The organism is Rhizobium sp. NPDC090275 (assembly GCF_044772225.1).
Lineage (GTDB): Bacteria > Pseudomonadota > Alphaproteobacteria > Rhizobiales > Rhizobiaceae > Rhizobium.
Window position 1 is genome coordinate 608,254 of the sequence record NZ_JBIVYL010000003.1, and the last position, 21,971, is coordinate 630,224.

Here is a 21,971-nt window from a genome sequence, read left to right on the forward strand (position 1 = left end):
CAATCATCTTTGGAGAGGAACTTACGCCGACAGCGTCAGCCCGATCCCCCAGGGATCGCGCAGGAACACGCCGCCGTCGCGCTTCTCGCTCTTGATCTCGAGTTCGTCGAGCTTGGCGACGGCCTTGTCGAGGGCCGCGGTATCGTTGAAGCGCAGTGCGTAGTCGGAAAGCCCGGTCATCGCCTCGGTGCGGGCGCCGGCGCCGCGGCTGTTCCAGATGTTGGCGGCGACATGGTGGTGGTAGTCGCCGGTGGCAAAGAAGCTGGCGCCGGGATAGCGCGCCATGATCTTCAGACCGAGAACGTCGCGATAGAACTGGTCTGCCTCGGGAATGTTGCCGACCTGCAGGTGAATGTGGCCGATCGCCGAGCCATCGGCCATGCCGGTCCACGTATCGTCAGGCGCGCTCTCATAGAGCGCCTGCAGGTCGAGCCGGTGGGTCGCCATCTCCACCTGTCCGTCCTGGTGGAATTTCCACTGCATCGGCGAGCGGTCCGAATAGATCTCGATGCCGTTGCCCTCGGGATCGGAGAGATAGATCGCCTCGCTGACCAGATGGTCGGACGCGCCGTCGAGAACCACATTGTTATGCGCGGCATGGCGCAGCCAGCGCGCCAACTCGACGCGTGACGGCATCAGGAAAGCGGTGTGGAAGAGGCCGGCGGCATTGCGCGGCGCGGTGCGCACATCCTTGCCCGTCGTCAGTGTCAGAAGCGGCGTTTCGCCAACGCCAAGCACTTCGCCGCTCGCCGTCTTCTCGATGACCTTGAGCCCGAGCATCGACTGGTAGAAGGCCGAAACGGTGGGGAGGTCGGTCACGACGAGATGCGAGTGATCGACATAGGCAGGGCGCGTCAGCGCGTAGGAAGTCTGTGTGGTGATCATCTTAGGGTCTCCTGCCCGGGATACGGAGGGCGTACCGGCGCCGGCAGCAAAGATGCTGCCCTCGGGCAGCAAACTGCTGCCCATAGCGATGCCAAGGAAGGTTCGCCGGTTCATGCGTGTGATGGGTCCTCTGGCCGCTGTACTTGCATCCTATATGGCGCATCGCGATTGTTCACAGAAGTCCCGTTTTTGACGATGAAGCGTTCGATATCCATTGACGACTGCCGCACGTGATCTTGATCCCGATCGAGCTGCCAGCTTGATCCGATCAACGGCGCGAGCTTGATCCTGATCAAAGCGCCATATGTATTTCAGGAGGATATTGTCACCATTACATGCAGTCATAGAGGAGTTGCATCATGTACAGGAAGATCATCGTCGCGGTCGAAATCGGCGCGCTCGCAAATGGAGACATGACCTTCCGCAAGGCCGCCTCGCTGCTCGATAGCGGCGGCGAGATCATCCTGCTCAACGTCGTCGAGGACATCCCGACCTATCTCGGCGTCGATATCCCCGTCGACCTCATCGAAAACGCCGCCAAGGATGCGCAGGAGAAGCTCCAGGGGCTGATCGTCAGCACCGGCATTCCCGCCCGCGTCGAAATCAGCCACGGCCGGCCCGCCAGCGGCATCATCGCCTCGGCCGAGGCCAACCAGGCGGACCTCATCATCCTCTCCTCGCACATGCCCGATTTCAGCAATTACTTCATCGGCGCCACTGCCGACCGCGTCGTGCGCCACGCCAAATGCTCGGTGCTGGTCGACCGCCGCAAGGCGTGAGCGCAAGCCTATAAAAGGGAGGCGGAGATGCGGGAGGCTGCCACGGCCTCCCGTGTCATCCGGCTTCACGAAGATTTATCCTCCCCACACAGCGCTTGTGTTGCGCGCAAACCATTTCGATGCGACGATCCCGGTCCAACGAATGGGGCATGGTCTGCATGGGCGAGTTCAACGGCATCCGCTGGGCTTATGACAAATACGAGCTGATTGCCGATGGCATCGTCCACGGCATCGGTCTGGCGCTCGCGCTGGTCGGCGCTACCGTGCTGATCTTCTACGCCACCGTCTGGTCCTCGCATGGCGAACTGGCCGCCGCCTGGATCTACAGCCTCGGCCTGGTGCTGACGCTCGGCATTTCGTTCTCCTACAACGCCTGGCCCGTCTCGCGCACCAAATGGTTCCTGCGCCGGCTCGATCATTCCTCGATCTTCATCCTGATCGCCGCCACCTACACGCCGTTCCTTGAGCGCGGCGCCGACAACCCGCTACTGCTCGGCATGCTCATCGGCATCTGGGCTGTGGCCTTCATGGGCGTGTTCCTGAAATGCGTCTTCCCCGGCCGCTACGACCGGCTGGCGATCCTGCTCTATCTCGCCATGGGCTGGAGCGGCGTCATGGTCGCGGGCCCGGTCGCCGAGCGCATCCCCTATGCCTCGATGCTCCTGATCGTCATCGGCGGCATCATCTATTCGCTCGGCGTGATCTTTCACGTCTGGGAAAAGCTGCGCTTCCAAAACGCCATCTGGCACGGTTTCGTCGTTGCCGCCGCGGCGGTCCATTACACTGCGGTGCTCACATGTTTCAGCATGAGCCCGATCTAGGCTCACGGAACCTCAGCCAGTCTTCGTCAGCGTCACCACATAGCGGCAGGTCGCGTCGCTATCGTTGCGAAACTCGCAATCCACCGCCGGCCCGAGCAGCAGGCAGTCGCCTCTCTCAAGCGCATGCACCATCTCGCCCTCGACGAAGGTAAGCGCCCCCTCGGTCACCCAGATGCATTGCCGCAGAAACACGAAGGATGCGGCCGGGTAGGCGACGCGGGCGCCCGAAGGCAGTGCGACCTCGACGATATCGAACGGGCTGCCATCCGGCGAAACATGCCGCCGCGTATAGCCGGTCTCGGGATCGGTCCACAGCGGCTGGTCTTCGCGCCGGCGCAGCCGCTGGCTGCCCGCCTCGGCGCGCGCGATCAGCGACGACACCGTCAGCCCGAAGGCGCCGCAGAGCTTGCCCAGCAGCGAGGCCGTCGGGCTGCTCTCGCCGCGCTCCACCTTGTGGATCATGGCCCGCGATACGCCGGAGTTGTCGGCGAGATCGCTCAGCGACCATCCCCGAAATTCCCGCTCGGCGCGGACGCGATCGCCTAGACAGCGATCGAAATTGTCTGATATAGTGGACATAGTGAATTTATAGTGGATAGACCATCATGACGCAAGCCACCCTCATCCGCGACGCCAGCGAGGCCGATCTGGCCGCGATCCGCGATATCTACAATCATGCGGTAGAGCACACGACGGCGATCTGGAACGAAACGGTGGTCGATCTCGACAACCGCCGCGAATGGTTCGCCATGCGCCGCGCCCGCGGCTTTCCGGTTCTGGTTGCCGAGAAGGATGGCAAGATCGCCGGTTACGCCTCCTATGGCGACTGGCGCGCCTTCGAAGGCTTCCGCCACACGGTCGAGCATTCGGTCTATGTCGAAAAGGACCACCAAGGTGCCGGCATCGGCAAGCAACTGATGACGGCATTGATCAAGCGCGCCGGCGAAAACGGCATCCACGTCATGATCGCCGGCATCGAAGCGGGCAACAAGGCCTCCATCGCGCTGCACGAAAAACTCGGCTTCCGCAACGGCGGCACCTTCCACGAAGTCGGCATCAAGTTCGGCCGCTGGCTGGACCTGACGTTCATGGAGCTGCGGGTGCCGGGCTGACGGCGGGGGTGTTGCGCGCGCCGGAACCGTTGAAACGGTGAAGCATGAATTCGACAACCCGTTGAAACGCCAATGTTTCCTCGCTCTCGGCGTCATCCTCGGGCTCGTCCCGAGGATCTAAGCACGCCGCAACGGGCCGGACGTGAGTGGATCACCCAGTGCGCGTGCCGACATCGCATGGGCGCCCGTCGAAAGCACCATCACCGTTGCATTCCGGGAGGCGTGCTTAGATGCTCGGCACAAGGCCGAGCATGACGGCTGAGTATGTGGCCGGCGCCAGTAAATGATCGAAACGGCGGAGCTTCGACCCGGCAACCCATTGAAACACCAGCGTTTCCTTCCTCGCGCCGTCATCCTCGGGCTCGTCCCGAGGATCTAACCACTCTGCAACGGGCTGGACGTGAGTGGATCACCCGGTAGGCGCGCTGGCATCGCATGAGGGACCGTCGAAAGCACCATCACCGTTGCATTCCGGGAGACGTGCTTAGATCCTCGGGACGAGCCCGAGGATGACGGCTAAGTATGTTGCGAGCGTCAGAAAACCAATGAAGCGATGGAATTCCGGTTTAGCAACCCATTGAAACACCAGCGCTTCCTCCCTCTCGACGTCATCCTCGGGCTCGTCCCGAGGATCTAATCACGCCGCAACGGACTGAACGCCAGTGGATCAACAGGAGGCATCGCCGATCACTTGTCCGGCGTAAACACCATCGAGTGACCGTTGATGCAGTAGCGCAGGCCTGTCGGTGGTGGACCGTCGGGGAAGACGTGGCCGAGATGGGCCTCGCAATTGCCGCAGCGGATCTCGGTGCGCACCATGCCGTGGCTGGTATCGCGATATTCGGTCACCGCGTCTGGCGAAACCGCCTCGAAATAGCTCGGCCAGCCGCAGCCCGCGTCGAACTTGGTGTCGGAGCGAAACAGCGGCGCGTCGCAGCAAACGCAGCTATAGAGCCCCGTTTCGAATGAATCCCAGTAGGGGCCGGTAAAGGCCCGTTCGGTGCCGTGCTGGCGGGTGATGCGGTACTGCTCGGGGGTGAGCTGTTCCTTCCACTCGGCATCGGTCTTGTGAACCTTGGCGATCGTCGTATCGGCCATGGAGTGCTCCTTTCACGCAGCTGTGGCTTGCGGCGAGTGTTTTTGATTTCTTCGAGAATGTGGTGCTGTTGTCTTAAACGATCAAGGGACCGCGCGCGTCCGAAAGTCGAGTTCGCGGCCGCCGTGTCCATCAGATCACAGCCCCCTGCGCCTCGATATACGCTCTTAGCTTGGCGACCAGCGCGGCCTCGCCGCCGCCCGATTTCGCCGCTTCGCTCCACGAATAGCCCATGCAGGCCGGGCGGTGGCGCTTGTCCTCGGGCTCGGTCAGATAGCGCGGCATGATATGCGCGTGCAGCGCAGGCTCCGCATTGCCCCAGATCTCGTAGTTCACCCGGGCGCAACCGGTGGCGGAAAGCAGCGCGTCGCCGGCGTGCGCCATGTCGCCGAGAAAGGCGATGCGCGCCTCGGGGGAGAGATCGTTGAGGCTCGGCACGATGGGATCCGCCAGCAGCAGGCAGTAGCCGGGCAGCGGCTGCACATCGCCGATCACAAGCCAGCCGGAACGCATGCGGCAGATCGCATAAGGGTTCGTGCCCGCCCGCGCCATCGCGACGCGCTCTTCGATAAGGTTCATTGCGATTCCCTAAAGGATTGATTCCGTTTGAATCTTCCTATGCGCCAGAGAGGCCGGACCGCGCAATGGGCTGGATGAGGCAAACCTACCCCGAGGCCAAAATCACATGCGCCTGGATCTTGGCGGCGATCTCGCCGTTGCCGTGCTTGCTCGCGAGCGCCGCCTCCGCCGCCCTGGTGGCCGCCTCGAGCTTCGCAGGGTTCCGCGCCTCGATCTCGCCGCGCAACGGCGTTCCCTGGCAATAGGCGACGGCGACCTCGCGGGCGGACGGCGCGCGGCTGATATCGGGGCGGGTGTCGATCTCGATCTCGCGGAATCCGGCGCGCGCGAGATCGTCGCGGATCTGGTTGCGGTCGTGATAGCCGTGCGGCGTGCGCTCGGCAAATCGTGGCGGGTCGTCGGGGAACACGGTGGCGAGCGCCTTCGTCACGTCGTCGGCGAACACATTCGTCTCGATCCGGTCCCAGACGCTGAACAGGAACCGCCCGCCTGGTTTCAGCACCCGCCGTGCCTCGCGATAGGCCGCCGGTCGATCCGGAAAGAACATCGCCCCGAACTGGCAGCAAACGAGGTCGAAACTCGCATCCTGGAAAGGCAGCGCCATGGCATCGGCCTGTCGCCAGACGACACGGTCGTTGGCCGGCTGGTGCAAGCGGGCGTAGTCGAGCATGGCCTGGTTGAGATCGGTCGCGATATAGGTCGCGCCGGGCGGGAGCAGTGGCGCCAGCGCCCGTGTGACGGCGCCGGTGCCGGCCGCGATCTCGAGCACCGCCTTCGGCTTGAGGGCGGCTGCCCGCCGCGCCAGGTCGGCGGCATAGGACGCGAAAATCAGCGGCACCATGTGGCGGTCGTAATTCTCAGGAACGGAGCCGGCAAAGATCTTGTCCGCTTCCAGCATCGCCTCATCCTCCCTTGATGATTGGCATTTGCTATTGCGACGAGAATACCACGAAACGGCGTCTGCCGCTCGTTTCTAGCGAGGCCATCGCGCCTTTCATCGCATCGCCCGTTCGGATGAACGCCGGTTCATCATAAGAGCCAGCTAATGTGGCCCCTGATCCTGGCTATATTTGATGAAAAGCAAGCATCGGGGCCAATCGCGAGCATCGGGGGGATGCGAAGATGAGTGAAACCATTGTCGTCAGCGCCTATTGCGCGATCTCGAGTGTCTTCATGCTGATGACGGCGCTCGAAGGCTGGGCCATCAGGGGTGGATGGACGCTGGCGCGTGGCTTCGGCCTCGCCGCCTGTTCGCTCTGGCCGCTGCTGCTGACCGCGTTTTTCCTGCATGCACTGCTCGCGCCGAGACGCATGCCGCGTCTGACGAGAGCCGCCTGAAACAGCCTCTTTGCGCCGCCATCCGTCCCCGCGCGCGAGACGTCCAACCCTCATTTGGCCGATCTAGCTTGAGATGGCGGCGCTCTTCTTTTAAACCTATGGCATCTGATTTGTTTCGGATTCGGGGTCTTCAAGGATAAAAGGAGAGCGGATGGCCGATGGCACGGCATTGACGTTTGCGGCACTGTGCCTGCCATTTCTTGGCGCCGTTCTTGCACCGTTTCTCGTCCGCGCATTCGGTCACAATGCCGCCTGGCTGCTGGCGCTTGCGCCGCTTCTGGCTTTCCTGCGCTTCGCAAGCCTTCTCCCCGAGATCGCTGCCGGCACCGTCATTCGCGGGGGCTATGCCTGGGCGCCGAGCCTCAATCTCGATTTCGCCTGGATGCTCGACGGCCTGTCGGTCACTTTCGCGTTGCTGATATCAGGCATCGGCACGCTGGTCGTGCTTTATGCCGGCGGCTACCTCAAGGGCCATCCCGATCTCGGCCGCTTCTTCTCCTTCATCTTCCTGTTCATGGGCGCGATGCTCGGTCTTGTCGTCTCCGACAATTTCCTGATGCTCTTCGTCTTCTGGGAACTGACGTCGATCACCTCCTTCCTGTTGATCGGCTTCGATCACCGCCGCGAGGCGTCGCGCCGTGCTGCCCTGCAGGCGCTGGTCATCACCGGCGGCGGCGGATTGCTGTTGCTGGCAGGCCTGTTGATGATCTGGAGCACCACGGGCGCGTCCGATCTCTCGGTGCTGTTGCAATCCGGCGATCTGCTCCGCACCAACCCCTATTACATGCCGATCCTGCTGCTCATCCTCGGCGGCGCCTTCACCAAGTCGGCGCAATATCCATTCCACGCCTGGCTGCCCAACGCCATGGAAGCGCCGACGCCTGTTTCGGCCTATCTGCATTCGGCGACCATGGTCAAAGCCGGCGTCTATCTCCTGATGCGCCTCAATCCCGCCATGGGTGGCACAACGCCCTGGGAAACCATCCTCCCGCTCTTCGGCGGTGTCACCCTTGTGGTCGGCGCGCTGCTCGCCGTTCGCAAGACCGATCTGAAGCTGAAGCTCGCCTACACCACGGTGTCCTCGCTCGGCCTTCTGGTGCTGCTCACCGGCTTCGGCTCCGATTACGCCATCGAGGCGGCGGTGCTTTATCTGGTGGCCCATGCGCTGTTCAAGGGCGCGCTGTTCATGGTCTCAGGGATCATCGACCACGAGACCGGTACCCGCGACGTCACCCGCCTCAGAGGGCTGAGAACGGCAATGCCGCTCACCTTCGCAATCGCGCTTGCCGCTGCCCTTTCGATGGGCGGCCTGCCGCCGTTCGCTGGCTTCCTCGCCAAGGAGGAGATCTACGCGGCCCTTGCCCATGGCGATCCGCGCTCGATCCTCTTCGCGGTTCTGGTGATTGCCGCCAACGTGCTGATGTTCGCCATCGCCTTCGCCGTCGCCCTGAAACCCTTCCTCGGAACCCCGGTCGAAACGCCCAGGCATCCGCACGAGGCCCCGCCGCTTCTCTGGCTCGGCCCCGCCGTGCTGGCCTTGCTCGGCCTTCTCGCGGCGCTGTTTTCGGCAACGACCCACCACTTCATCTCCTCGCCGATGGCTTCATCCGTCAGGGGAACAGCGACCACGATCGAGAGCTCGCTTGCGCCGCATATCGGGCTGCCGCTGCTCTTGTCGCTCTTCACCATCGCGCTTGGCATCGCCGTCTACTGGCAGCTCGATCGCGCCCGCGCGCTGATGGCCGCGCTGTTGCAGCGATTGGGGCCGGGGCCGGACCAGGGCTTCGACAACGCCATATCGGGCCTCGTATCCTTCTCCGTGCGCGTCACCCGCATCCTGCAGCCCGGCCGGCTGGAGATTTACGTCACCTGCACCTTCCTCGCGGTCGCCGCCATCCTCATTCTGCCGCTCTGGCTGTTCGGCGAGGGGCCGTCGCTGCCGGCATGGCCGGTGGGCGTGCAGATCCATGAATGGGGCGTCGTCCTGCTCGCAGTCATCGGGCTCGTCGCCGTGATCATCGCTCGCGACCGGCTGACGGCGATCGTCTCGCTCGGCATCCAGGGCTTTGCCGTGGCGCTGATCTTCCTGCTCTTCGGCGCGCCGGATCTCGCCTTCACCCAATTCATGGTCGAGACGCTATCGGTCGTCATCCTCGCGCTGGTCATGACGCGGCTTCGCCTATCGCACACCGATCCGCGCCCTGTCGGCCAGATGATCTTCGACGGCGCGGTGGCACTCGCCTGCGGCGTGGGCCTGACGCTGCTGTTGATGAAGGCGACCGAAGCGCCGTTCAGCGCTACGCTCAGCGATTTCTTCAACACCTATTCGAAAACCATCGCCCACGGCGCCAATGTCGTGAACGTCATCATCGTCGATTTCCGCGGCACCGACACGCTCGGCGAGATCGCCGTCGTCGCCATGACCGGCCTTGCCATCCTGGCGCTGATCCGTGTCCGGGCAGGGGCTGAGCGCAAGCTTGCCGCAAACGACCCCGATGCGCCCGATGATCTCGGAGTGGAGCGCCCATGAACACGTTGATCTCCCGCACCATCGCCCCCGTGCTGACAGCGCTGATGCTGCTCTTCTCCGTCTTCGTGCTGCTGCGCGGCCATAACGAACCCGGCGGCGGCTTCATCGGCGGGCTGATCGCGGCATCCGCCTTGGCGATCTTCGGCATCATCAGGGGCACCGGCGCCGTGCGCCGCGCCATCGTCTTCCATCCGCTGTCGATAGCGGGCGCAGGCCTATTGATGTCCTCCGTGGCCGGCCTCATCTCGATCCTGTTCGCCGTGCCCTTCATGACCGGCCTCTGGATCTATCCCAAGCTTGCAGGCGTCGAGGTGCCGCTGTCATCGGTCATGTTGTTCGATATCGGCGTCTATCTCGTCGTGGTCGGTGCGGTCACCTCGATCGCGCTGTCGCTGGAAGAGCGGGAGGTCGAATGATGGAGCCGCTCTTCGCCATCCTCGTCGGCCTGTTCTTCACCGCCGCCGTCTATCTGATGCTGTCGAAATTCTCGATCCGCATCATGCTGGGCATCGCCATCCTCGGCAACGCCGTCAATCTCCTGCTCTTCACATCAGGCCGCCTGACCCGCGAAGTGCCGCCGATCATCCCCGAAGGCCTCGACGCGCTGCCTTCGGGCGCCGCGAACCCGCTGCCGCAGGCGCTGATCCTGACGGCGATCGTCATCTCCTTTTCGCTGCTGGCTTTCCTGTTGGTGCTGACCTACCGCGCCTATCAGGACATCGGCACTGACAACACCGACGAGATGCGGGTCGCCGAGCCAGATGAACCGACGTTGCCGCCGGTGGGGTATTGATGATGGTGGGTGTTGTGCCGCGGGTTACCCCCCTCTGCCCTGCCGGGCATCTCCCCCACAAGGGGGGAGATCGACTCGTTGCGACGGCATCCCCAAACAATGAATGTGGAGCGAGCGGCCGAGCCCAGCCAACCTCCCCCCTTGTGGGGGAGATGCCCGGCAGGGCAGAGGGGGGTGTATCCGCACCCCGCCGACTGCCAGCACCGCACTCTTCAGCGGCAGCACCGTGGAAAGGACGGGGTGTATCCGCACCACGCCCACCCGCACCACGCCTATGCGAGGCCACCCCCTAAATGGCCACCCCCACCCAACCCATCACCGACCTCTCCGCAGCCCTCGTCACATCCCCCGTGCCGATCGCCCACTGGCTCGTCATCGCCCCGGTAGCGCTCTGCATCACCCTCGGCGCCATCCTCCTGATGGCCCGCGGCTCCGTGCGCCTTCAGGCATGGCTCGCCATCCCCGGTCTCGCCCTGCTCGTCGCCCTCGACGCCGCACTCCTCGTGAAAGTCGTGACGGACGGCCCGCTCACCATGGTCATGGGTCGCTGGCTGCCGCCCTTCGGCATTGCCTTTACCGTCGATACGCTCTCCGCCGTCATGGCGCTGACGGCGGCGATCGCGGCTCTGTCAGGCGCCATCCACACGCTCTCCGATATCGACGAAACCAACCGGCGCTACGGCTTCTTCCCGTTTCTCATGATGCTGATGGCCGGCGTCACCGGTGCGTTTCTCACGGGCGACATCTTCAATCTCTACGTCTGGTTCGAGGTGCTGCTGATCTCGTCCTTCGGCCTGCTGATCCTGGGCTCCGAGCGCAAGCAGATCGACGGCGCGATGAAATACGCCGTCCTCAATCTCCTCGGCACCACGCTGTTCCTGATCGCCGTCGGCATCCTCTATGCCATCTTCGGCACGCTCAACATGGCCGATATCGCCACCAAGGCAGGCGAACTCAGCGAAACCGCGCCGCTGACGACGCTGGCGGCTCTCTTCCTCTTGGCCTTCGCCATGAAGGCGGCCGCCTTTCCGGTCAATTTCTGGCTGCCTGCCTCCTATCACACGCCACGCATCGTCGTGTCGGCACTCTTTGCCGGCCTGCTCACCAAGGTCGGCATCTACGCGTTGATCCGCGTGCTGGTGGTGCTCCTGCCGCTGGAGCGCGAGGAACTCAGCCTGCTGATCGCGATCACGGGTGCTGCCACCGCCATTCTCGGCGCGCTCGGCGCGCTGGCGCAGGATGATGTGAGAAAGCTCCTCGGCTATGTCGTCATATCAGGCATCGGCAACATGCTGATCGGCATCGCCATCGGCACGACAGGCGCACTGTCCGGCACCGTCTTCTATGCGCTGCATTCGATGCTGCTGATGACCGCACTCTATCTCGCGGCCGGCCAGATGGCCTTTCTCGGCGGCAGTTTCTCGCTGACGAGGCTGGGTGGGCTCTATCGCCGCAATGGCCTCTTCGCCGCCATCTCGCTCATCCTCTTCTTCGCCGCCTGCGGCCTGCCGCCATTCTCCGGCTTCTGGCCGAAGCTCATCCTCGTCAAGTCCTCGCTCGATGTCGGCGCCTGGTGGCTGGCGGCCGCAGTGCTCGTCAGCGGCTTCCTGACGACCATCTGCTTCGGCCGCGTCTTCCTGCTCGCCTATTGGCGCCCGGCCACCGAAAGCGCCGAGACCCACGTCGCCACCGGCTGGCGGACGATGCTGCCGCTTCTGCTTCTCACCGTCTTCATCGTCGGCTTCGGCCTCTTGCCGGAACGCCTGCTGGCGCTGACGCAATCGGTCGCCACCGAGCTCACCGACCCCTATCCCTATATCGAATCCGTTTTCCCGGGAGGCGTCGCGCCATGATCGCCTTGCTTCTCAATCTTCTGCTGGCGATCGCCTGGGCCGCACTCAGCGGCAGCACCTCGGCCCACAATCTCGTCCTCGGTTTCGCGCTCGGCGCGCTGGCGCTCTTCCTCGTGCGTGAACCCTTCGGCAGCAAGGCCTATCTCTGGCGCCTCTGGGCGATCACGTCGCTGGCGCTGCTGTTCATCAAGGAGCTCGCAATGTCCGCCATCAAGGTGGCGACGACGGTGCTCAGCCCTGAGATGAACCTGAAGCCCGGTATCTTCGCCTTTCCGCTGACCGTCGATCGCGATTTCGAAATCACGCTGCTCGCCAACATGATCACCCTGACGCCGGGAACGCTGTCGGTCGATGTCTCCGACGACCGCAAGACGCTCTACGTCCATGCGCTCGATTGCGCCGATCCGGATGCGATCAGGCGAGACATCGCCAATGGCTTCGAGCGCAAGATCATGGAGGCCTTCCGATGACGCCCGACGCGATCGTCTCCGCCTCCGCATCCGTGGCCCTCGTCATCCTCGCCGCCACCTTCCTCGTCGCATCCTGGCGGGTCATCGTCGGCCCGACCCTGCCGGATCGCATCCTGGCGCTCGATACGCTGTCCGGCACGGCAATCGGCTTCCTCGCCGTCGTCGCGGTCAAGACCGGCTTTGCGCTCTATATCGATATCGCCATTTCGCTCGGCCTCGTCGGTTTCCTCGCCACCGTCGCCTTCGCCCGCTTCGTTCTGTCACGCGGCCCGCTGCCCGCCTCGACTGGACCCGTGGCGGCGCAAACGGATAAAACCGTCCGCCCGGCCTCGAAAAAGCCCGATGCGAAGGTGAAGAGCGATGCCAAGCTGAAACCCGATGCTAAATTAAAGACCGCGCCCGTGCGCAAGACGAAGAAGGACCGGACATGATGGACTACGTCGTCGCCATCGTCGTTTCCGTGCTGCTGTTGTCGGGCGCGCTTTTCGCGCTGGTGGCCGCCCTTGGTATAGTCAGACTGCCGGATTTATACACGCGCATGCACGCCGCCTCGAAAGCCGGAACGGTAGGCTCGGGGCTGTTATTATTTGCGGCCGGCATCGAATCAGGAGAAATCGCGGTATTTGCACGTTCGCTTGCTGGTTTCGTGTTTTTTATACTGACGGCTCCGGTCGCCGCTCATCTCTTGGCCAGGGCGGCACACAAGACAGGTTATCGTCTGTTACCGCCTTCGGTGCGCGACGATCTTCTTGAAAGGTAAGAGTGCTATATATTCAAGATTTTAAGCAGTTTTTTGCAGTTTTAAGCAGATGTGAGGATGATTAATGTTTCCTTCGCGCTATATTAATTCTTGGGATAGAGGCGTTTTTTGACAGATATATATGAAATATTAATTGGCGTTTTCGCAAAACGGTGATAATTGATGCTCAAGTAGAGTTCTGATATTGAATTAGAATCACATTGCATAATTCCTCGGTCGCTTTGAATTTCAATGTTTAATTGAGGGTCGTGTGCGGGTGTGTGCGTACTAATGCAAGATCAGGCAGTATAAGAACGGGTTTCGGCCTCAGGAATCTAGGGGTGGATTTCAGTTTTTCGAAACATGTAGCCGCAGACTGAGTTTTTTGCTGTTCGCTCTACGATAGCGGTCCTGGGCCAAGGAGGCTCTAGACCTTTTGAGCATGCAAACAGGAGAAACGAAATATGACGGATACTGCAGCCGGAAGCGGGCCAGAATTGCTGGTCGAGCTTACCGCGGATATCGTCGCAGCGTATGTCAGCAACCACGTCGTGCCGGTTGGCGACCTCGCCAATCTTATTTCGGACGTGCATTCGGCGTTGAGCAACACATCGACGCCGACACCGGCCATGGCTGTCGTTGAAAAGCAGAAGCCTGCTGTTTCTGTGCGCAAGTCCGTCCAGGATGAGCAGATCACCTGCCTCGAGTGCGGCGGCAATTTCAAGTCGCTCAAGCGCCATCTGATGACTCACCACAGCCTCTCGCCTGAAGAATATCGCGAAAAGTGGGATCTGCCGGTCGACTACCCGATGGTAGCGCCTGCCTATGCCGAGGCGCGCTCGCGCCTTGCCAAGGAAATGGGTCTCGGCCAGCGCCGCAAGCGCGGCCGCGGCTGATAGATTTGTCGCATTGAACGATCACGATCAGCCGGGCGAGAGCCCGGCTTTTTCGTGTCTGGGATTTGAGATGCGAGGAAAATAATCCCAAAAAATTTCAATCCCCGTTAAAATTCGTGAGCGAAATCAGCCGAAATCGATCAAGGCGCGCTTTCGTTTATCCCCGTTCCTGTATAGCGTGTATGAATGAATTCCTATTCATAGGAGTATTCATATGCCGATTGGACATTTTTCCCCGCCCGGCGCCGCGAATGCGCCGCTGTCCCCGCTTTATGGGGAAGAGCAGACCACCCTTTCAAGGGATGATCGCCCACAGTCCGCCACGGATGCCGTGCGCACCGTCTGCCGCATCTGCCAGGAAGTCACGACCGAGATGGTGATGATCGCCGGCCAGCGCGTGCAGATGCGCCGCGACCGCCGCCGCACGCTCTGCCACATCAGGCAGATCGCCATGTATGTCTGCCATGTCGCGCTGCAAATCCCGCTGCATGAGATCGGCACCGGCTTCGGCCGTGATCGCACCACGGTCAGCCATGCCTGCCACGTGGTCGAGGATCGCCGCGACGATCCCGCCTATGACGAATTCGTCGCCGCCGTCGAGCGCACCGTCAATTCCATCTTCCGGTCCGGCGGAGGATACGGCCATGAGTAAATCCCCAAAGACGAAGACGAAGACGAAGCTGGCCGCCTCGCAAAAGCCGATGGTGAGACTGCTGAAGCTGCTGATCCGCGGCGAGGCACGCCAGCAGCCGGGCGAGGGGAGCGATATCGATATCCTCTTCGCCGACGGAACCGCCGCCGGCTTTCCCTCGAGCATCATCGCCGAAGCCCGCGCCTCCGGCCTTATCGACGAACAGGGCGATCTGCTGCGCGCATCCAATCAGGCCCGCGCCTATCTGCGCCGCGCCGCCGCCGAGGCCGATGAGGCCTTTCTCACCCAGCATGCGGAGATCGAGACAAGCGCCCGCGAGGTCGACGGCGTCGTCAGGCGGCTGCGGATCAACAAGGATGAATCGCCGCTCGCAAGCCTCGAACGTCTGAAGGACCGCGACGGCGCAGCCTTCATGCCCGAGGCGGCGATCAAGGCGGGCGAGAGGCTGCATGCCGATTTCACCCGCGCCCAGCTGCAGCCGCGCGTCACCGCCTCCTGGGAACCGCGGCTCTCAAGCCGCGCCAGCGGCGGACGCGGCGGCATGGCGGATCTGACCGACAGCGCCGTCGCCGCCCGCCTTGCCGTGAACCGCGCGCTGGAGGCGCTGGGGCCGGAGCTGTCAGGCGTGGCGCTGGATGTCTGCTGCTTCATGAAGGGGCTGGAGACGGTCGAGCGCGAGCGCCAATGGCCGGTGCGCTCCGCCAAGCTGATGCTGCGCACGGCACTCATGGCGCTCTCGCGCCACTACAATCCGCAAACGCCATCCCACCGCCAGCGTATGGAGCATTGGGGCGCGCCGGATTATCGCCCGGAGCTCTGGTCCTGATCGGTCGAGCTGAAAAGAAAGGCTGGCGTTACGCCGCCGCCCGCAGCCGCGCTTCCTCGCGGATGCGGTTGACCATCGAGCGCAGCCCGTTCGAGCGCTGCGCCGACAGGTTCTCGACAAGACCCATCTTGCCGAACACCTCGAAGGCATCCAATGCCGCGATCTCCGAAGCGGTCTTCCCGGAATAGGTGGCGAGCACGATCGCCACCAGCCCGCGCACGATATGTGCGTCGGAATCGCCCTCGAAGGTCATGACGGGATTGTCGCTGTCATCCGATACATGCGTTACGAGCCACACCTGGCTGGCGCAGCCCATCACCTTGTTTGATGACGTCTTCTTCTCGTCCGCGAGATCAGGCAACGCCTTGCCGAGTTCGATCACATAGCGATAGCGATCTTCCCAGTCGTCCAGGAAGGTGAAATCGTCGATGATCTGATCGAGGGACGTCATGCAAATGGCCTTTCGTTGTCTCCCGATCATATAGGGGAGATGCGGCCAGATTTGAACTGTTAAAAAGAAACGCCGCGAAGGATGGGCATCCTCGCGGCGCAGCAAATTGCTGAAGAATAAACAGGGCAGGCACGTCAGGCACAGGGCGGGGCCATTGGCCGGCGCCGGTGCAAGCTTTGGGTGCGGCGTCGCCGCGGAATTCGTCAGATCGCCGGACGCGGGGTCGGCAGCGGAATGGTGCCGGTCGTGACCCGATCGGTCGCGACATGGGCGGCGACCGGGCTGTCCTCGCCGTCGTCAACAGGCGGGCGGTAAGGCATCGGCTGGTTCAGCGCCACGGTGCGGTCATCGCGCAGCTGCTGCGGAGCGGCTGTCGTTGCCGGCTGTACGGTCGTCGCAGGCGCCAGGCCAACGGAAGGCGTTGCCGTCGTGGCAACAGTGGCGCTCTTGCCGCTGCCGAACTTGCTGTCGAGCAGTTCAAAGGCAACGAGGGCGCCGGAGCGTGCCCGCTCGCCGAGAACGCCGAGCGTATTGGCGCCCTTGGCGCAAACCTCAGGCTTCTCGCCGCACATGCCGCTCAGATAGTCATAGGCGCCGGTCACGGCGACGAAGGCGTCTGCGATCTGCAATGTCGATCCGGTCTGCGTGTTCGTCTGGCGCTCGCCGCTGAAGAACGACAAGGCGACGAAGAGAAGCCCGAGCCAGATCGATGATTTGAATAGAAACCACATGTTCGTTGCCCATCCTGTTTTCCCGCTCGGTCTTGCCGCCGAATCAGGTCCGTCTTCCGGTGTGATTTCACCCTAGCCAAAACTTGCGAATGCCGGTTTTCGAAACTCGGTGGCATTTGCGTCAAATTTAGTTCAAATTTTAATCGAAACCGCATTCGGCGCATTTCGGTCGAATTGTAGCCATTGGCGTTAAGCATGCCATGAGCCACCTCCTGTAATTGCAGGCTTTCCTTGAAGCGCGCTCGCCCCAAGCGTTAACGACTTGCCGAAAAATGAGCGAAATCCGTCGCTTACTCGCTGTTAACCGTAAAAAACAAAGGGCCCTTCCGGTGGCCCAAAATGGGACTTTTCACGCTTTCCGGCCGGGGAGCGGCAGTTTCCCTTATTCTTTCCTTAAGCGCCCGGGGCCTATTCTTGGGCCTCTGTGAAGAGCCTTTTTAGGGCGGGTATTGCGTGCTTGTATTGAGTGACATCGTGGATCGGGCGACAGCCCTCGTGGACCGGGCGGCGGATCGCTGGCTCTCCCGGACGGGAGGAAGTGCCGCGGTGCGCCAGCGCGAGCTGACCATCCTGCGCCGGCTTGCGCTTCTGTCTTCGGCAGCACTTGTCGTCGCTCCTGCTGCTCTCTCCATCGTCACCAGCCCGGCCGTCGCCCTTCCTGTTGGCGTCGCCGCCGTCGTCGGTGGTTTCCTGTTTTCGGCCGTCGGCAGCATCGCGCTGTCGCGCCAGAGCATCGTCACCTCGGGTGTCGCCACCCAGTCCGCCGAAGAGTTCTTCATGGAAGCCTCGGCCGGCCTCATCCTGTTCCTCGATCCGCAAGGCTCCGTCGTCAATGTCGGCGGCCGTGACAAGCGCGATTATCTCGCCTGGATGCGCGCGCCTGACGGTCGCGGCTTCATAGAGCAGATCCACGTCTCCGACCGCATCCTCTTCCTCCAGGCGCTCGACCGGCTGCGCCAGGGCGAGGAGCAGGCGGCTGTCGATCTCAGGCTCGAGCGTCCGTCGGTCTCGGTCGACAATCGCCAGTTCTCCCATCTCAGAACCGATCTCACCGCGCGGCGCGATAGCAATGGCGCGCTGATCAGCGTCGTTGCGCAGCTGCGCGATGTCTCCGCCGAGCATCAGCTCCGCGTCGAGGCCGAAGCCCATGCCGCCGATGCCCGCTCGGCCAATGATGCCAAATCGCGGTTCCTCGCCGCCGTCAGTCACGAGCTGCGCACGCCGCTCAACGCCATTCTCGGCTTCTCCGATATTCTGATCGGCGAGTATTTCGGCAAGCTCGCCAATGAGCGCCAGCGCGAATATGTCGGCCTTGTGCGCGATTCCGGCGCGCATCTGCTTTCCGTCGTCAACACCATGCTCGACATGAGCAAGATCGAGGCCGGCCGCTACGAGCTGGTTCTGGAACCCTTCGATATCGCCACCGTCGTGCGCTCCTGCGAGGCCATGCTCGGGCTGCAGGCCAAGACCAAGGGCGTGTCGCTGACGAGCCGCATCCAGCGCGGTCTCGACGAGGTCGTGGCCGATCAGCGCGCCATTCAGCAGATCCTCATCAATCTGGTCGGCAATGCCGTCAAGTTCACCGAAGCCGGCGGCGCGATCTCGCTCGACGCCTCGGTGCGCGACGGCATCCTGACGCTCTGCGTCTCCGATACCGGCATCGGCATTCCGGCCGACAAGCTGCAGCTGCTCGGCCAGCCTTTCGTGCAGATCCAGAACGATTACACCCGCCGGTTCGAGGGCACGGGCCTCGGCCTGTCGCTGGTCAAGGGCCTGGTCGCGCTGCACGGCGGCGATTTCGCCATCGCCAGCACGCCGGGTTCCGGCACCATCATCACGATCTCGATTGCGGCGGATGGCTCCGGCGTTCCCGTCGTGGATCTCTCGGCCAATCACCCGGTCGAGTTTCCGCCGCGGCTGAAAGCGTCGACTGGCATGACCGACATCTTGGAAGAGGGGCTTTTCGATGGCCGCGAGCAAGCGAAAATCGCCTAAGGGAAAGAGGGGCAGGCAGAAGCCGAGCCTTCTTCTCACCGGGGCTGCCGCCGTTGGCGGTTTGGGGCTGCAGGGCATTGGCGTGCTCGGCGGCGTCATTGGCCGCAATCCGTCGATAACAGGCGGCACGGCCGCTTTCCTCGTCATCTTCTCCTTCGTCGCCGCCAACGCGCTTTGGTATCAGCCGGGCGTGCACCCGCACCCGTTCCTGCGCACCCGCGACAGCCTGTTTCCGAGCGCGCTGATCGGCCGCCCCCCGGTCGAGGAACACACCGGCGAGGTCACCACCTTCAAGATAGAGCGTGAAGGCGAGGGTGAGGCGAATAGCGCCGAGACCACCAACGCCGTCCCGCCGGCGCCGGTCGCCGGCCAGCCGGCCAACCAGCTGGTCATGGATATCCAGGCCGAACTCGTCCGTCGCGGCCTCTATAACGGCGCGCCCGACGGCGTCATCGGCCCGCGCACCAGCGCCGCCATCCTGTTCTTCGAGGAAACCGTCGGCATGCCGCAGAGCGGCGACGCCACGCCCGAAGTGCTGGCGGCACTCAGAACCGACGCCATCGGCCCATCCGCCATTCCCACCGAGCGCCCGCGCGAGGATGTCTCGGCCCAGGCGCTTGCCGAAGACCCGGTCGCCGCCGCCATCCGCAGCGCCGAACATCAGGTGAAGACCGCCCCGACGCCGAAAGTGGCCCCCAAGCCCGCCCCGGTTTCGGCCCCGGCAGCCCAGGTGCCGGTCAGGCAGGTCCCGGTCCAGAAGATCTCGGCTCCTAAAAACGCGCTGGAACCCGTTCCGGCCAGGCAAACCTCTGCCGCCCGCGCCGCCGCAACGCCCTCGACCTCGCCGTCATCGACCTTGAACAGCGTCGATCTGGTCCTGAAGATCCAGCAGGGCCTCGCCAACATGGCCTACACCAATGTCGGCGTCGACGGCGTCGTGGGCGAACAGACCCGTGTCGCCATCCGCCATTTCCAGAAGCACTACAACCTGCCCGAAAACGGCGAGCCCAGCGAGGCGGTACTGAAGAAGCTCAAGGATATCGGCGCGCTCTGAGCGGCGATCAAATGCGCGTCGCCGCCGCGTTGCGGCCCCGCGCTCACCGGTCTATACCGCCTGCATGAGACTTCGCACCGACATCTTCGTATCCGCGCTGCTGCGCCGTGTCTTCGCCAAGGGCGATTTCGCCGCCGTCGAGAAGAAGGGCGCCGACGAGGCTGGCGCGGTCTTCATCCGCCAGCATTTTCGCGATGGCTCCGAGACCCTTTATGGCCCGGCGCCGCAGAGCTTCTTCGACGAGGAAGACAGCGGCGAGCGGCTGTTCGAGATCAGGCTCGAGCGCAAGGATGCGGATGACGTCAGGGCGATGCTGGAGCGCGAGCGCAAGTTCGATAACGACCTCTGGATCGTCGAGCTCGAAGCCGATGATGTCGCCGATATCGTGCCGCTCGCCAGGGAGCGCGACGACCGTTTTTAACTCAGATCAACGCGAACGTCCGACGAGCCGCATGGCGCGCGCCGGCGGCTGGTGGACGGCGCGTGCATGCGAGGTTTGCTGCGTGACCGGATGGGCCGCGGCCGGCGCCTGTTCCGGCAGATAGGTATAGCTGTCGGCCCGGCGCCATGCCTCGACGCGGTCGCGGCATTCTTCCGGATCCAGCGCATCGAGCACCATCCAGGCGCGGGTGACGCTGTGCTGCGCCTCGGCCAGATGCGGATAGAGCTTTTCCAGAACGAAGACGGCATCGGAAAAATCCATGCCGATGCTGGTCAGCGTCGTCGCCATCTGCTGGCCCGACGTGTCGAGCATGATGCGCTCGGCAAGCCAGCGGCTGGCCGACAGCGTATCGGCAAGCGCCGTTGCGAAGGCAACGGCCTCGCGGCTGCGGGCAAAGCGCACCAAAAGCGCCGATTGCAGCGTCGAGAGCGTGCGAAGACCGAGCCGGTCGTTGTCGTCGCGACCGAGATGGCGTGCCAGACCGCGCAGCGTGTCGCGAACCTCTTCCTCCCGCGCGCCGCCGTTGGCGGGTGTCTCGACGGTCTCGGCCAGGGCAGCGGAAGCCATCGACTGAGCGCTCGGCTGTTCGGGTTCGGCGGTCCGCGTTGGCTCGACGGGATGGACCACGATCGTCTCGACCACCACGACCTCGGCGCCGGTTTCGACGGCTACGGTCTGCATCTCCACGACCGCAGGCGTGGCGGCAACAGCGGATACCGTCTCGGTGACGACGGACGCCGCACCGGTGGCCTCGGACACTATTTCGGTGACCAAAGGTGCAGCCTCTGGGGCAACGACCACCACCTTGTTGACCGCCGGCGCAACCTCGACAACCAGAGGCGAGACAGGCTCGACACCCACGGCAACCGGCTCGCTGATCTCGACCTTTACGCTCGCGGTCTCCGCGATGGCCTTATCCTGTCCAGCCTCCGGCACAACGAACGGCATCGCCGCACTGGCAAGCGCTTCCGCAACCTCGGCTCTGTCGACGGCGGTCGCCGGCTCGATCGTTTCCACCTGCCGCTTCGGCGCCGCATGGCGCAGCCCGACCAGCACGTCGATCACCCGCGGCGACAGCGCATCGCGGCTGACGATGGCGCGCATGTGCTCGACGCCCTGCGTGCGGGCAACGGTGATCAGCGTATCGTCGTCGATCGCAGGCGAGGAGATGAGGAAGGGGGCGGAAATGGCAATTGGCTGGCAGCCGATGAACAGGGCGACCGCCTGCGGAATGGCGGCGCATTGCGAGAGCGCTGCCACGGCTTGGCGCTTGGCGTCGTCGGAGGAGGCGACGAAGAGGGGGGTGAACAATTCGGCGAACTGGCGAAGCTCCGATCGGGTCGGCGGCTGCAATCCCTCGAAACTGCTCACTGTCGCCATGAGAACCACGTCCTTCTTCCGGCTCGCGGAGGGGGCCTCTAGGTCTCGAAACCGGTCACGCACAAAACACACCCTGAACACGCTAGAGGGATGCCGCTGGCCTGGACGCGAAGACGCCTCTACCACATACGGGATATGAACAAATCCTACAGGGACACGGTTAACCGTTGCTGAAGATTTGAGGGGAAACGTCCCGAAATGGTGCTGTGCAACATCACCGGGCGCGGCGTCCGCCGGCCCGGTCTTTGCCCGTTAAACGAGTGATGTGGATGACTTACATGGACGGCTTAGAGCGCCCGGTGTCCGCGCAGCGCGGTGAGCAGCTTGTCGGGGTCGTCATAGCCGGACTGGTAGAGATCGAGCGCCGTGGAGGCGGCGACCTGCGCCTTCGAGCTCTTGATGTCGATACGCTTTTCCGCGCACCAGGCATCCAGCGCGTGGCGCAATATATCGAGATCCTCAGGCGAAAATGTCGACCCAATCATCAGAGACATCTGTCTGCCCACCCTGGTTAACCGTCAGACCCAGTCCCCGGATCAATCCAGGGTC

25 protein-coding genes and 1 pseudogene are annotated in these 21,971 nt (G+C 63.2%); 17 read left to right on the forward strand and 9 right to left on the reverse strand.

The genetic code is table 11. The features are described from left to right. Nucleotides 1–21: 21 nt before the first annotated feature. Nucleotides 22–882 carry a VOC family protein gene (locus ACIQUB_RS10950; protein WP_113239670.1) on the reverse strand — a complete coding sequence of 287 codons (861 nt, stop codon included), beginning with the start codon at nucleotides 880–882 and terminating at the stop codon, nucleotides 22–24. Nucleotides 883–1,244: 362 nt separating this feature from the next. Between ACIQUB_RS10950 and ACIQUB_RS10955 the strand changes: the two genes are divergently transcribed. Next, nucleotides 1,245–1,664, forward strand: coding sequence for a universal stress protein (locus ACIQUB_RS10955; RefSeq protein ID WP_113239664.1), 420 nt, complete (start codon nucleotides 1,245–1,247; stop codon nucleotides 1,662–1,664). Between the two features lie 149 nt (nucleotides 1,665–1,813). After that, on the forward strand, nucleotides 1,814–2,485 hold the full coding sequence (locus tag ACIQUB_RS10960; RefSeq protein ID WP_402929478.1) for a hemolysin III family protein: 672 nt from the start codon (nucleotides 1,814–1,816) through the stop codon (nucleotides 2,483–2,485). A gap of 12 nt (nucleotides 2,486–2,497) precedes the next feature. Here ACIQUB_RS10960 and ACIQUB_RS10965 read toward each other — a convergent pair whose 3' ends face one another. Continuing rightward, nucleotides 2,498–3,064, reverse strand: a complete 567-nt coding sequence (locus ACIQUB_RS10965) for an XRE family transcriptional regulator (RefSeq protein ID WP_113239663.1) — start codon at nucleotides 3,062–3,064, stop codon at nucleotides 2,498–2,500. A gap of 26 nt (nucleotides 3,065–3,090) precedes the next feature. Between ACIQUB_RS10965 and ACIQUB_RS10970 the strand changes: the two genes are divergently transcribed. Then, nucleotides 3,091–3,597, forward strand: a complete 507-nt coding sequence (locus ACIQUB_RS10970; RefSeq protein WP_113239662.1) for a GNAT family N-acetyltransferase — start codon at nucleotides 3,091–3,093, stop codon at nucleotides 3,595–3,597. A 687-nt stretch (nucleotides 3,598–4,284) separates the two neighbouring features. Here the strand turns inward: ACIQUB_RS10970 and msrB are convergent. From msrB to ACIQUB_RS10985, 3 genes are all read right to left on the reverse strand, one after another. Continuing rightward, nucleotides 4,285–4,695, reverse strand: coding sequence for a peptide-methionine (R)-S-oxide reductase MsrB (gene msrB, locus ACIQUB_RS10975; protein ID WP_113239661.1), 411 nt, complete (start codon nucleotides 4,693–4,695; stop codon nucleotides 4,285–4,287). 130 nt (nucleotides 4,696–4,825) lie between these two features. Then, on the reverse strand, nucleotides 4,826–5,272 hold the full coding sequence (locus tag ACIQUB_RS10980) for a hypothetical protein (RefSeq protein ID WP_113239660.1): 447 nt from the start codon (nucleotides 5,270–5,272) through the stop codon (nucleotides 4,826–4,828). 85 nt (nucleotides 5,273–5,357) lie between these two features. Further along, nucleotides 5,358–6,170, reverse strand: a complete 813-nt coding sequence (locus ACIQUB_RS10985) for a class I SAM-dependent methyltransferase (protein ID WP_113239659.1) — start codon at nucleotides 6,168–6,170, stop codon at nucleotides 5,358–5,360. A gap of 224 nt (nucleotides 6,171–6,394) precedes the next feature. Here ACIQUB_RS10985 and ACIQUB_RS10990 point away from each other — a divergent pair, with 224 nt between their 5' ends. From ACIQUB_RS10990 to ACIQUB_RS11040, 11 genes are all read left to right on the forward strand, one after another. Beyond that, nucleotides 6,395–6,610, forward strand: coding sequence for a hypothetical protein (locus ACIQUB_RS10990; RefSeq protein ID WP_113239658.1), 216 nt, complete (start codon nucleotides 6,395–6,397; stop codon nucleotides 6,608–6,610). A 151-nt stretch (nucleotides 6,611–6,761) separates the two neighbouring features. Next, nucleotides 6,762–9,140, forward strand: a complete 2,379-nt coding sequence (locus tag ACIQUB_RS10995) for a putative monovalent cation/H+ antiporter subunit A (protein WP_113239657.1) — start codon at nucleotides 6,762–6,764, stop codon at nucleotides 9,138–9,140. Beyond that, nucleotides 9,137–9,556 (forward strand): Na(+)/H(+) antiporter subunit B, encoded by a 420-nt coding sequence (locus tag ACIQUB_RS11000; RefSeq protein ID WP_113239656.1) that lies wholly within the window; start codon nucleotides 9,137–9,139, stop codon nucleotides 9,554–9,556. The genes ACIQUB_RS10995 and ACIQUB_RS11000 overlap by 4 nt, the downstream gene beginning before the upstream one ends. Continuing rightward, nucleotides 9,556–9,933: a Na+/H+ antiporter subunit C gene (locus ACIQUB_RS11005; protein ID WP_113239655.1), complete on the forward strand. Its 378-nt coding sequence runs from the start codon at nucleotides 9,556–9,558 to the stop codon at nucleotides 9,931–9,933. Before ACIQUB_RS11000 ends, ACIQUB_RS11005 begins: the two co-directional genes overlap by 1 nt. Nucleotides 9,934–10,226: 293 nt before the next feature. Then, a complete protein-coding gene (locus tag ACIQUB_RS11010; RefSeq protein WP_402929399.1) occupies nucleotides 10,227–11,786 on the forward strand; it encodes a Na+/H+ antiporter subunit D in 1,560 nt (519 codons plus the stop codon). After that, complete coding sequence (locus ACIQUB_RS11015; RefSeq protein WP_113239640.1) at nucleotides 11,783–12,256, forward strand: Na+/H+ antiporter subunit E; 474 nt, start codon at nucleotides 11,783–11,785, stop codon at nucleotides 12,254–12,256. The genes ACIQUB_RS11010 and ACIQUB_RS11015 overlap by 4 nt, the downstream gene beginning before the upstream one ends. Next, entirely contained in the window at nucleotides 12,253–12,687 is a 435-nt protein-coding gene (locus tag ACIQUB_RS11020; protein WP_113239639.1) for a cation:proton antiporter, read from the forward strand. Before ACIQUB_RS11015 ends, ACIQUB_RS11020 begins: the two co-directional genes overlap by 4 nt. Further along, a complete protein-coding gene (gene mnhG, locus ACIQUB_RS11025) occupies nucleotides 12,684–13,016 on the forward strand; it encodes a monovalent cation/H(+) antiporter subunit G (protein ID WP_402929402.1) in 333 nt (110 codons plus the stop codon). Before ACIQUB_RS11020 ends, mnhG begins: the two co-directional genes overlap by 4 nt. 443 nt (nucleotides 13,017–13,459) lie before the next feature. Then, on the forward strand, nucleotides 13,460–13,891 hold the full coding sequence (locus tag ACIQUB_RS11030) for a MucR family transcriptional regulator (protein ID WP_018901192.1): 432 nt from the start codon (nucleotides 13,460–13,462) through the stop codon (nucleotides 13,889–13,891). 214 nt (nucleotides 13,892–14,105) lie between these two features. Continuing rightward, nucleotides 14,106–14,543 carry a helix-turn-helix domain-containing protein gene (locus ACIQUB_RS11035; RefSeq protein ID WP_113239638.1) on the forward strand — a complete coding sequence of 146 codons (438 nt, stop codon included), beginning with the start codon at nucleotides 14,106–14,108 and terminating at the stop codon, nucleotides 14,541–14,543. Further along, on the forward strand, nucleotides 14,536–15,369 hold the full coding sequence (locus tag ACIQUB_RS11040) for a DUF6456 domain-containing protein (RefSeq protein WP_113239637.1): 834 nt from the start codon (nucleotides 14,536–14,538) through the stop codon (nucleotides 15,367–15,369). The genes ACIQUB_RS11035 and ACIQUB_RS11040 overlap by 8 nt, the downstream gene beginning before the upstream one ends. A gap of 28 nt (nucleotides 15,370–15,397) precedes the next feature. Here the strand turns inward: ACIQUB_RS11040 and ACIQUB_RS11045 are convergent, their stop codons facing one another. Together ACIQUB_RS11045 and ACIQUB_RS11050 are read right to left on the reverse strand one after the other, a co-directional pair. Continuing rightward, the gene (locus ACIQUB_RS11045) at nucleotides 15,398–15,820 is read right to left on the reverse strand and encodes a SufE family protein (protein WP_111561000.1); all 423 of its coding nucleotides are present in this window, start codon (nucleotides 15,818–15,820) and stop codon (nucleotides 15,398–15,400) included. Between the two features lie 203 nt (nucleotides 15,821–16,023). Then, on the reverse strand, nucleotides 16,024–16,551 hold the full coding sequence (locus ACIQUB_RS11050; RefSeq protein WP_113239636.1) for a DUF5330 domain-containing protein: 528 nt from the start codon (nucleotides 16,549–16,551) through the stop codon (nucleotides 16,024–16,026). Nucleotides 16,552–17,004: 453 nt separating this feature from the next. On the opposite strand from ACIQUB_RS11050, the gene ACIQUB_RS11055 reads away from it, so the two are divergent. From ACIQUB_RS11055 to ACIQUB_RS11065, 3 genes are all read left to right on the forward strand, one after another. Continuing rightward, a complete protein-coding gene (locus tag ACIQUB_RS11055) occupies nucleotides 17,005–18,546 on the forward strand; it encodes a HAMP domain-containing sensor histidine kinase (protein ID WP_113239635.1) in 1,542 nt (513 codons plus the stop codon). Continuing rightward, complete coding sequence (locus ACIQUB_RS11060; RefSeq protein WP_402929406.1) at nucleotides 18,518–19,600, forward strand: peptidoglycan-binding protein; 1,083 nt, start codon at nucleotides 18,518–18,520, stop codon at nucleotides 19,598–19,600. The genes ACIQUB_RS11055 and ACIQUB_RS11060 overlap by 29 nt, the downstream gene beginning before the upstream one ends. A gap of 64 nt (nucleotides 19,601–19,664) precedes the next feature. Further along, nucleotides 19,665–20,021, forward strand: a complete 357-nt coding sequence (locus tag ACIQUB_RS11065) for a DUF1491 family protein (protein ID WP_113239715.1) — start codon at nucleotides 19,665–19,667, stop codon at nucleotides 20,019–20,021. Between the two features lie 1,052 nt (nucleotides 20,022–21,073). Here ACIQUB_RS11065 and ACIQUB_RS11070 read toward each other — a convergent pair. Both ACIQUB_RS11070 and ACIQUB_RS11075 read right to left on the reverse strand, forming a co-directional pair. Beyond that, nucleotides 21,074–21,422 (reverse strand): annotated as a pseudogene (locus ACIQUB_RS11070) (DUF2336 domain-containing protein); the annotation flags it as partial. A gap of 287 nt (nucleotides 21,423–21,709) precedes the next feature. Beyond that, a complete protein-coding gene (locus tag ACIQUB_RS11075) occupies nucleotides 21,710–21,916 on the reverse strand; it encodes a hypothetical protein (protein ID WP_112945428.1) in 207 nt (68 codons plus the stop codon). Nucleotides 21,917–21,971: the final 55 nt, after the last annotated feature.

Bases quoted from the DNA above. Each gene is read 5' to 3' on its own strand.
- ACIQUB_RS11015 (WP_113239640.1), top strand. From the start codon at position 11,783: ATGATCGCCTTGCTTCTCAATCTTCTGCTGGCGATCGCCTGGGCCGCA.
- ACIQUB_RS11030 (WP_018901192.1), top strand. From the start codon at position 13,460: ATGACGGATACTGCAGCCGGAAGCGGGCCAGAATTGCTGGTCGAGCTT.
- ACIQUB_RS10980 (WP_113239660.1), bottom strand. From the start codon at position 5,272: ATGAACCTTATCGAAGAGCGCGTCGCGATGGCGCGGGCGGGCACGAAC.
- msrB (WP_113239661.1), bottom strand. From the start codon at position 4,695: ATGGCCGATACGACGATCGCCAAGGTTCACAAGACCGATGCCGAGTGG.
- ACIQUB_RS11075 (WP_112945428.1), bottom strand. From the start codon at position 21,916: ATGTCTCTGATGATTGGGTCGACATTTTCGCCTGAGGATCTCGATATA.
- ACIQUB_RS11045 (WP_111561000.1), bottom strand. From the start codon at position 15,820: ATGACGTCCCTCGATCAGATCATCGACGATTTCACCTTCCTGGACGAC.
- ACIQUB_RS10970 (WP_113239662.1), top strand. From the start codon at position 3,091: ATGACGCAAGCCACCCTCATCCGCGACGCCAGCGAGGCCGATCTGGCC.
- ACIQUB_RS10965 (WP_113239663.1), bottom strand. From the start codon at position 3,064: ATGTCCACTATATCAGACAATTTCGATCGCTGTCTAGGCGATCGCGTC.
- ACIQUB_RS10985 (WP_113239659.1), bottom strand. From the start codon at position 6,170: ATGCTGGAAGCGGACAAGATCTTTGCCGGCTCCGTTCCTGAGAATTAC.
- ACIQUB_RS11065 (WP_113239715.1), top strand. From the start codon at position 19,665: ATGAGACTTCGCACCGACATCTTCGTATCCGCGCTGCTGCGCCGTGTC.
- ACIQUB_RS10990 (WP_113239658.1), top strand. From the start codon at position 6,395: ATGAGTGAAACCATTGTCGTCAGCGCCTATTGCGCGATCTCGAGTGTC.
- ACIQUB_RS11060 (WP_402929406.1), top strand. From the start codon at position 18,518: ATGGCCGCGAGCAAGCGAAAATCGCCTAAGGGAAAGAGGGGCAGGCAG.
- ACIQUB_RS11020 (WP_113239639.1), top strand. From the start codon at position 12,253: ATGACGCCCGACGCGATCGTCTCCGCCTCCGCATCCGTGGCCCTCGTC.
- ACIQUB_RS11040 (WP_113239637.1), top strand. From the start codon at position 14,536: ATGAGTAAATCCCCAAAGACGAAGACGAAGACGAAGCTGGCCGCCTCG.
- ACIQUB_RS10955 (WP_113239664.1), top strand. From the start codon at position 1,245: ATGTACAGGAAGATCATCGTCGCGGTCGAAATCGGCGCGCTCGCAAAT.
- ACIQUB_RS11005 (WP_113239655.1), top strand. From the start codon at position 9,556: ATGGAGCCGCTCTTCGCCATCCTCGTCGGCCTGTTCTTCACCGCCGCC.
- ACIQUB_RS10995 (WP_113239657.1), top strand. From the start codon at position 6,762: ATGGCCGATGGCACGGCATTGACGTTTGCGGCACTGTGCCTGCCATTT.
- ACIQUB_RS11010 (WP_402929399.1), top strand. From the start codon at position 10,227: ATGGCCACCCCCACCCAACCCATCACCGACCTCTCCGCAGCCCTCGTC.
- ACIQUB_RS10960 (WP_402929478.1), top strand. From the start codon at position 1,814: ATGGTCTGCATGGGCGAGTTCAACGGCATCCGCTGGGCTTATGACAAA.
- ACIQUB_RS11035 (WP_113239638.1), top strand. From the start codon at position 14,106: ATGCCGATTGGACATTTTTCCCCGCCCGGCGCCGCGAATGCGCCGCTG.
- ACIQUB_RS11050 (WP_113239636.1), bottom strand. From the start codon at position 16,551: ATGTGGTTTCTATTCAAATCATCGATCTGGCTCGGGCTTCTCTTCGTC.
- ACIQUB_RS11000 (WP_113239656.1), top strand. From the start codon at position 9,137: ATGAACACGTTGATCTCCCGCACCATCGCCCCCGTGCTGACAGCGCTG.
- mnhG (WP_402929402.1), top strand. From the start codon at position 12,684: ATGATGGACTACGTCGTCGCCATCGTCGTTTCCGTGCTGCTGTTGTCG.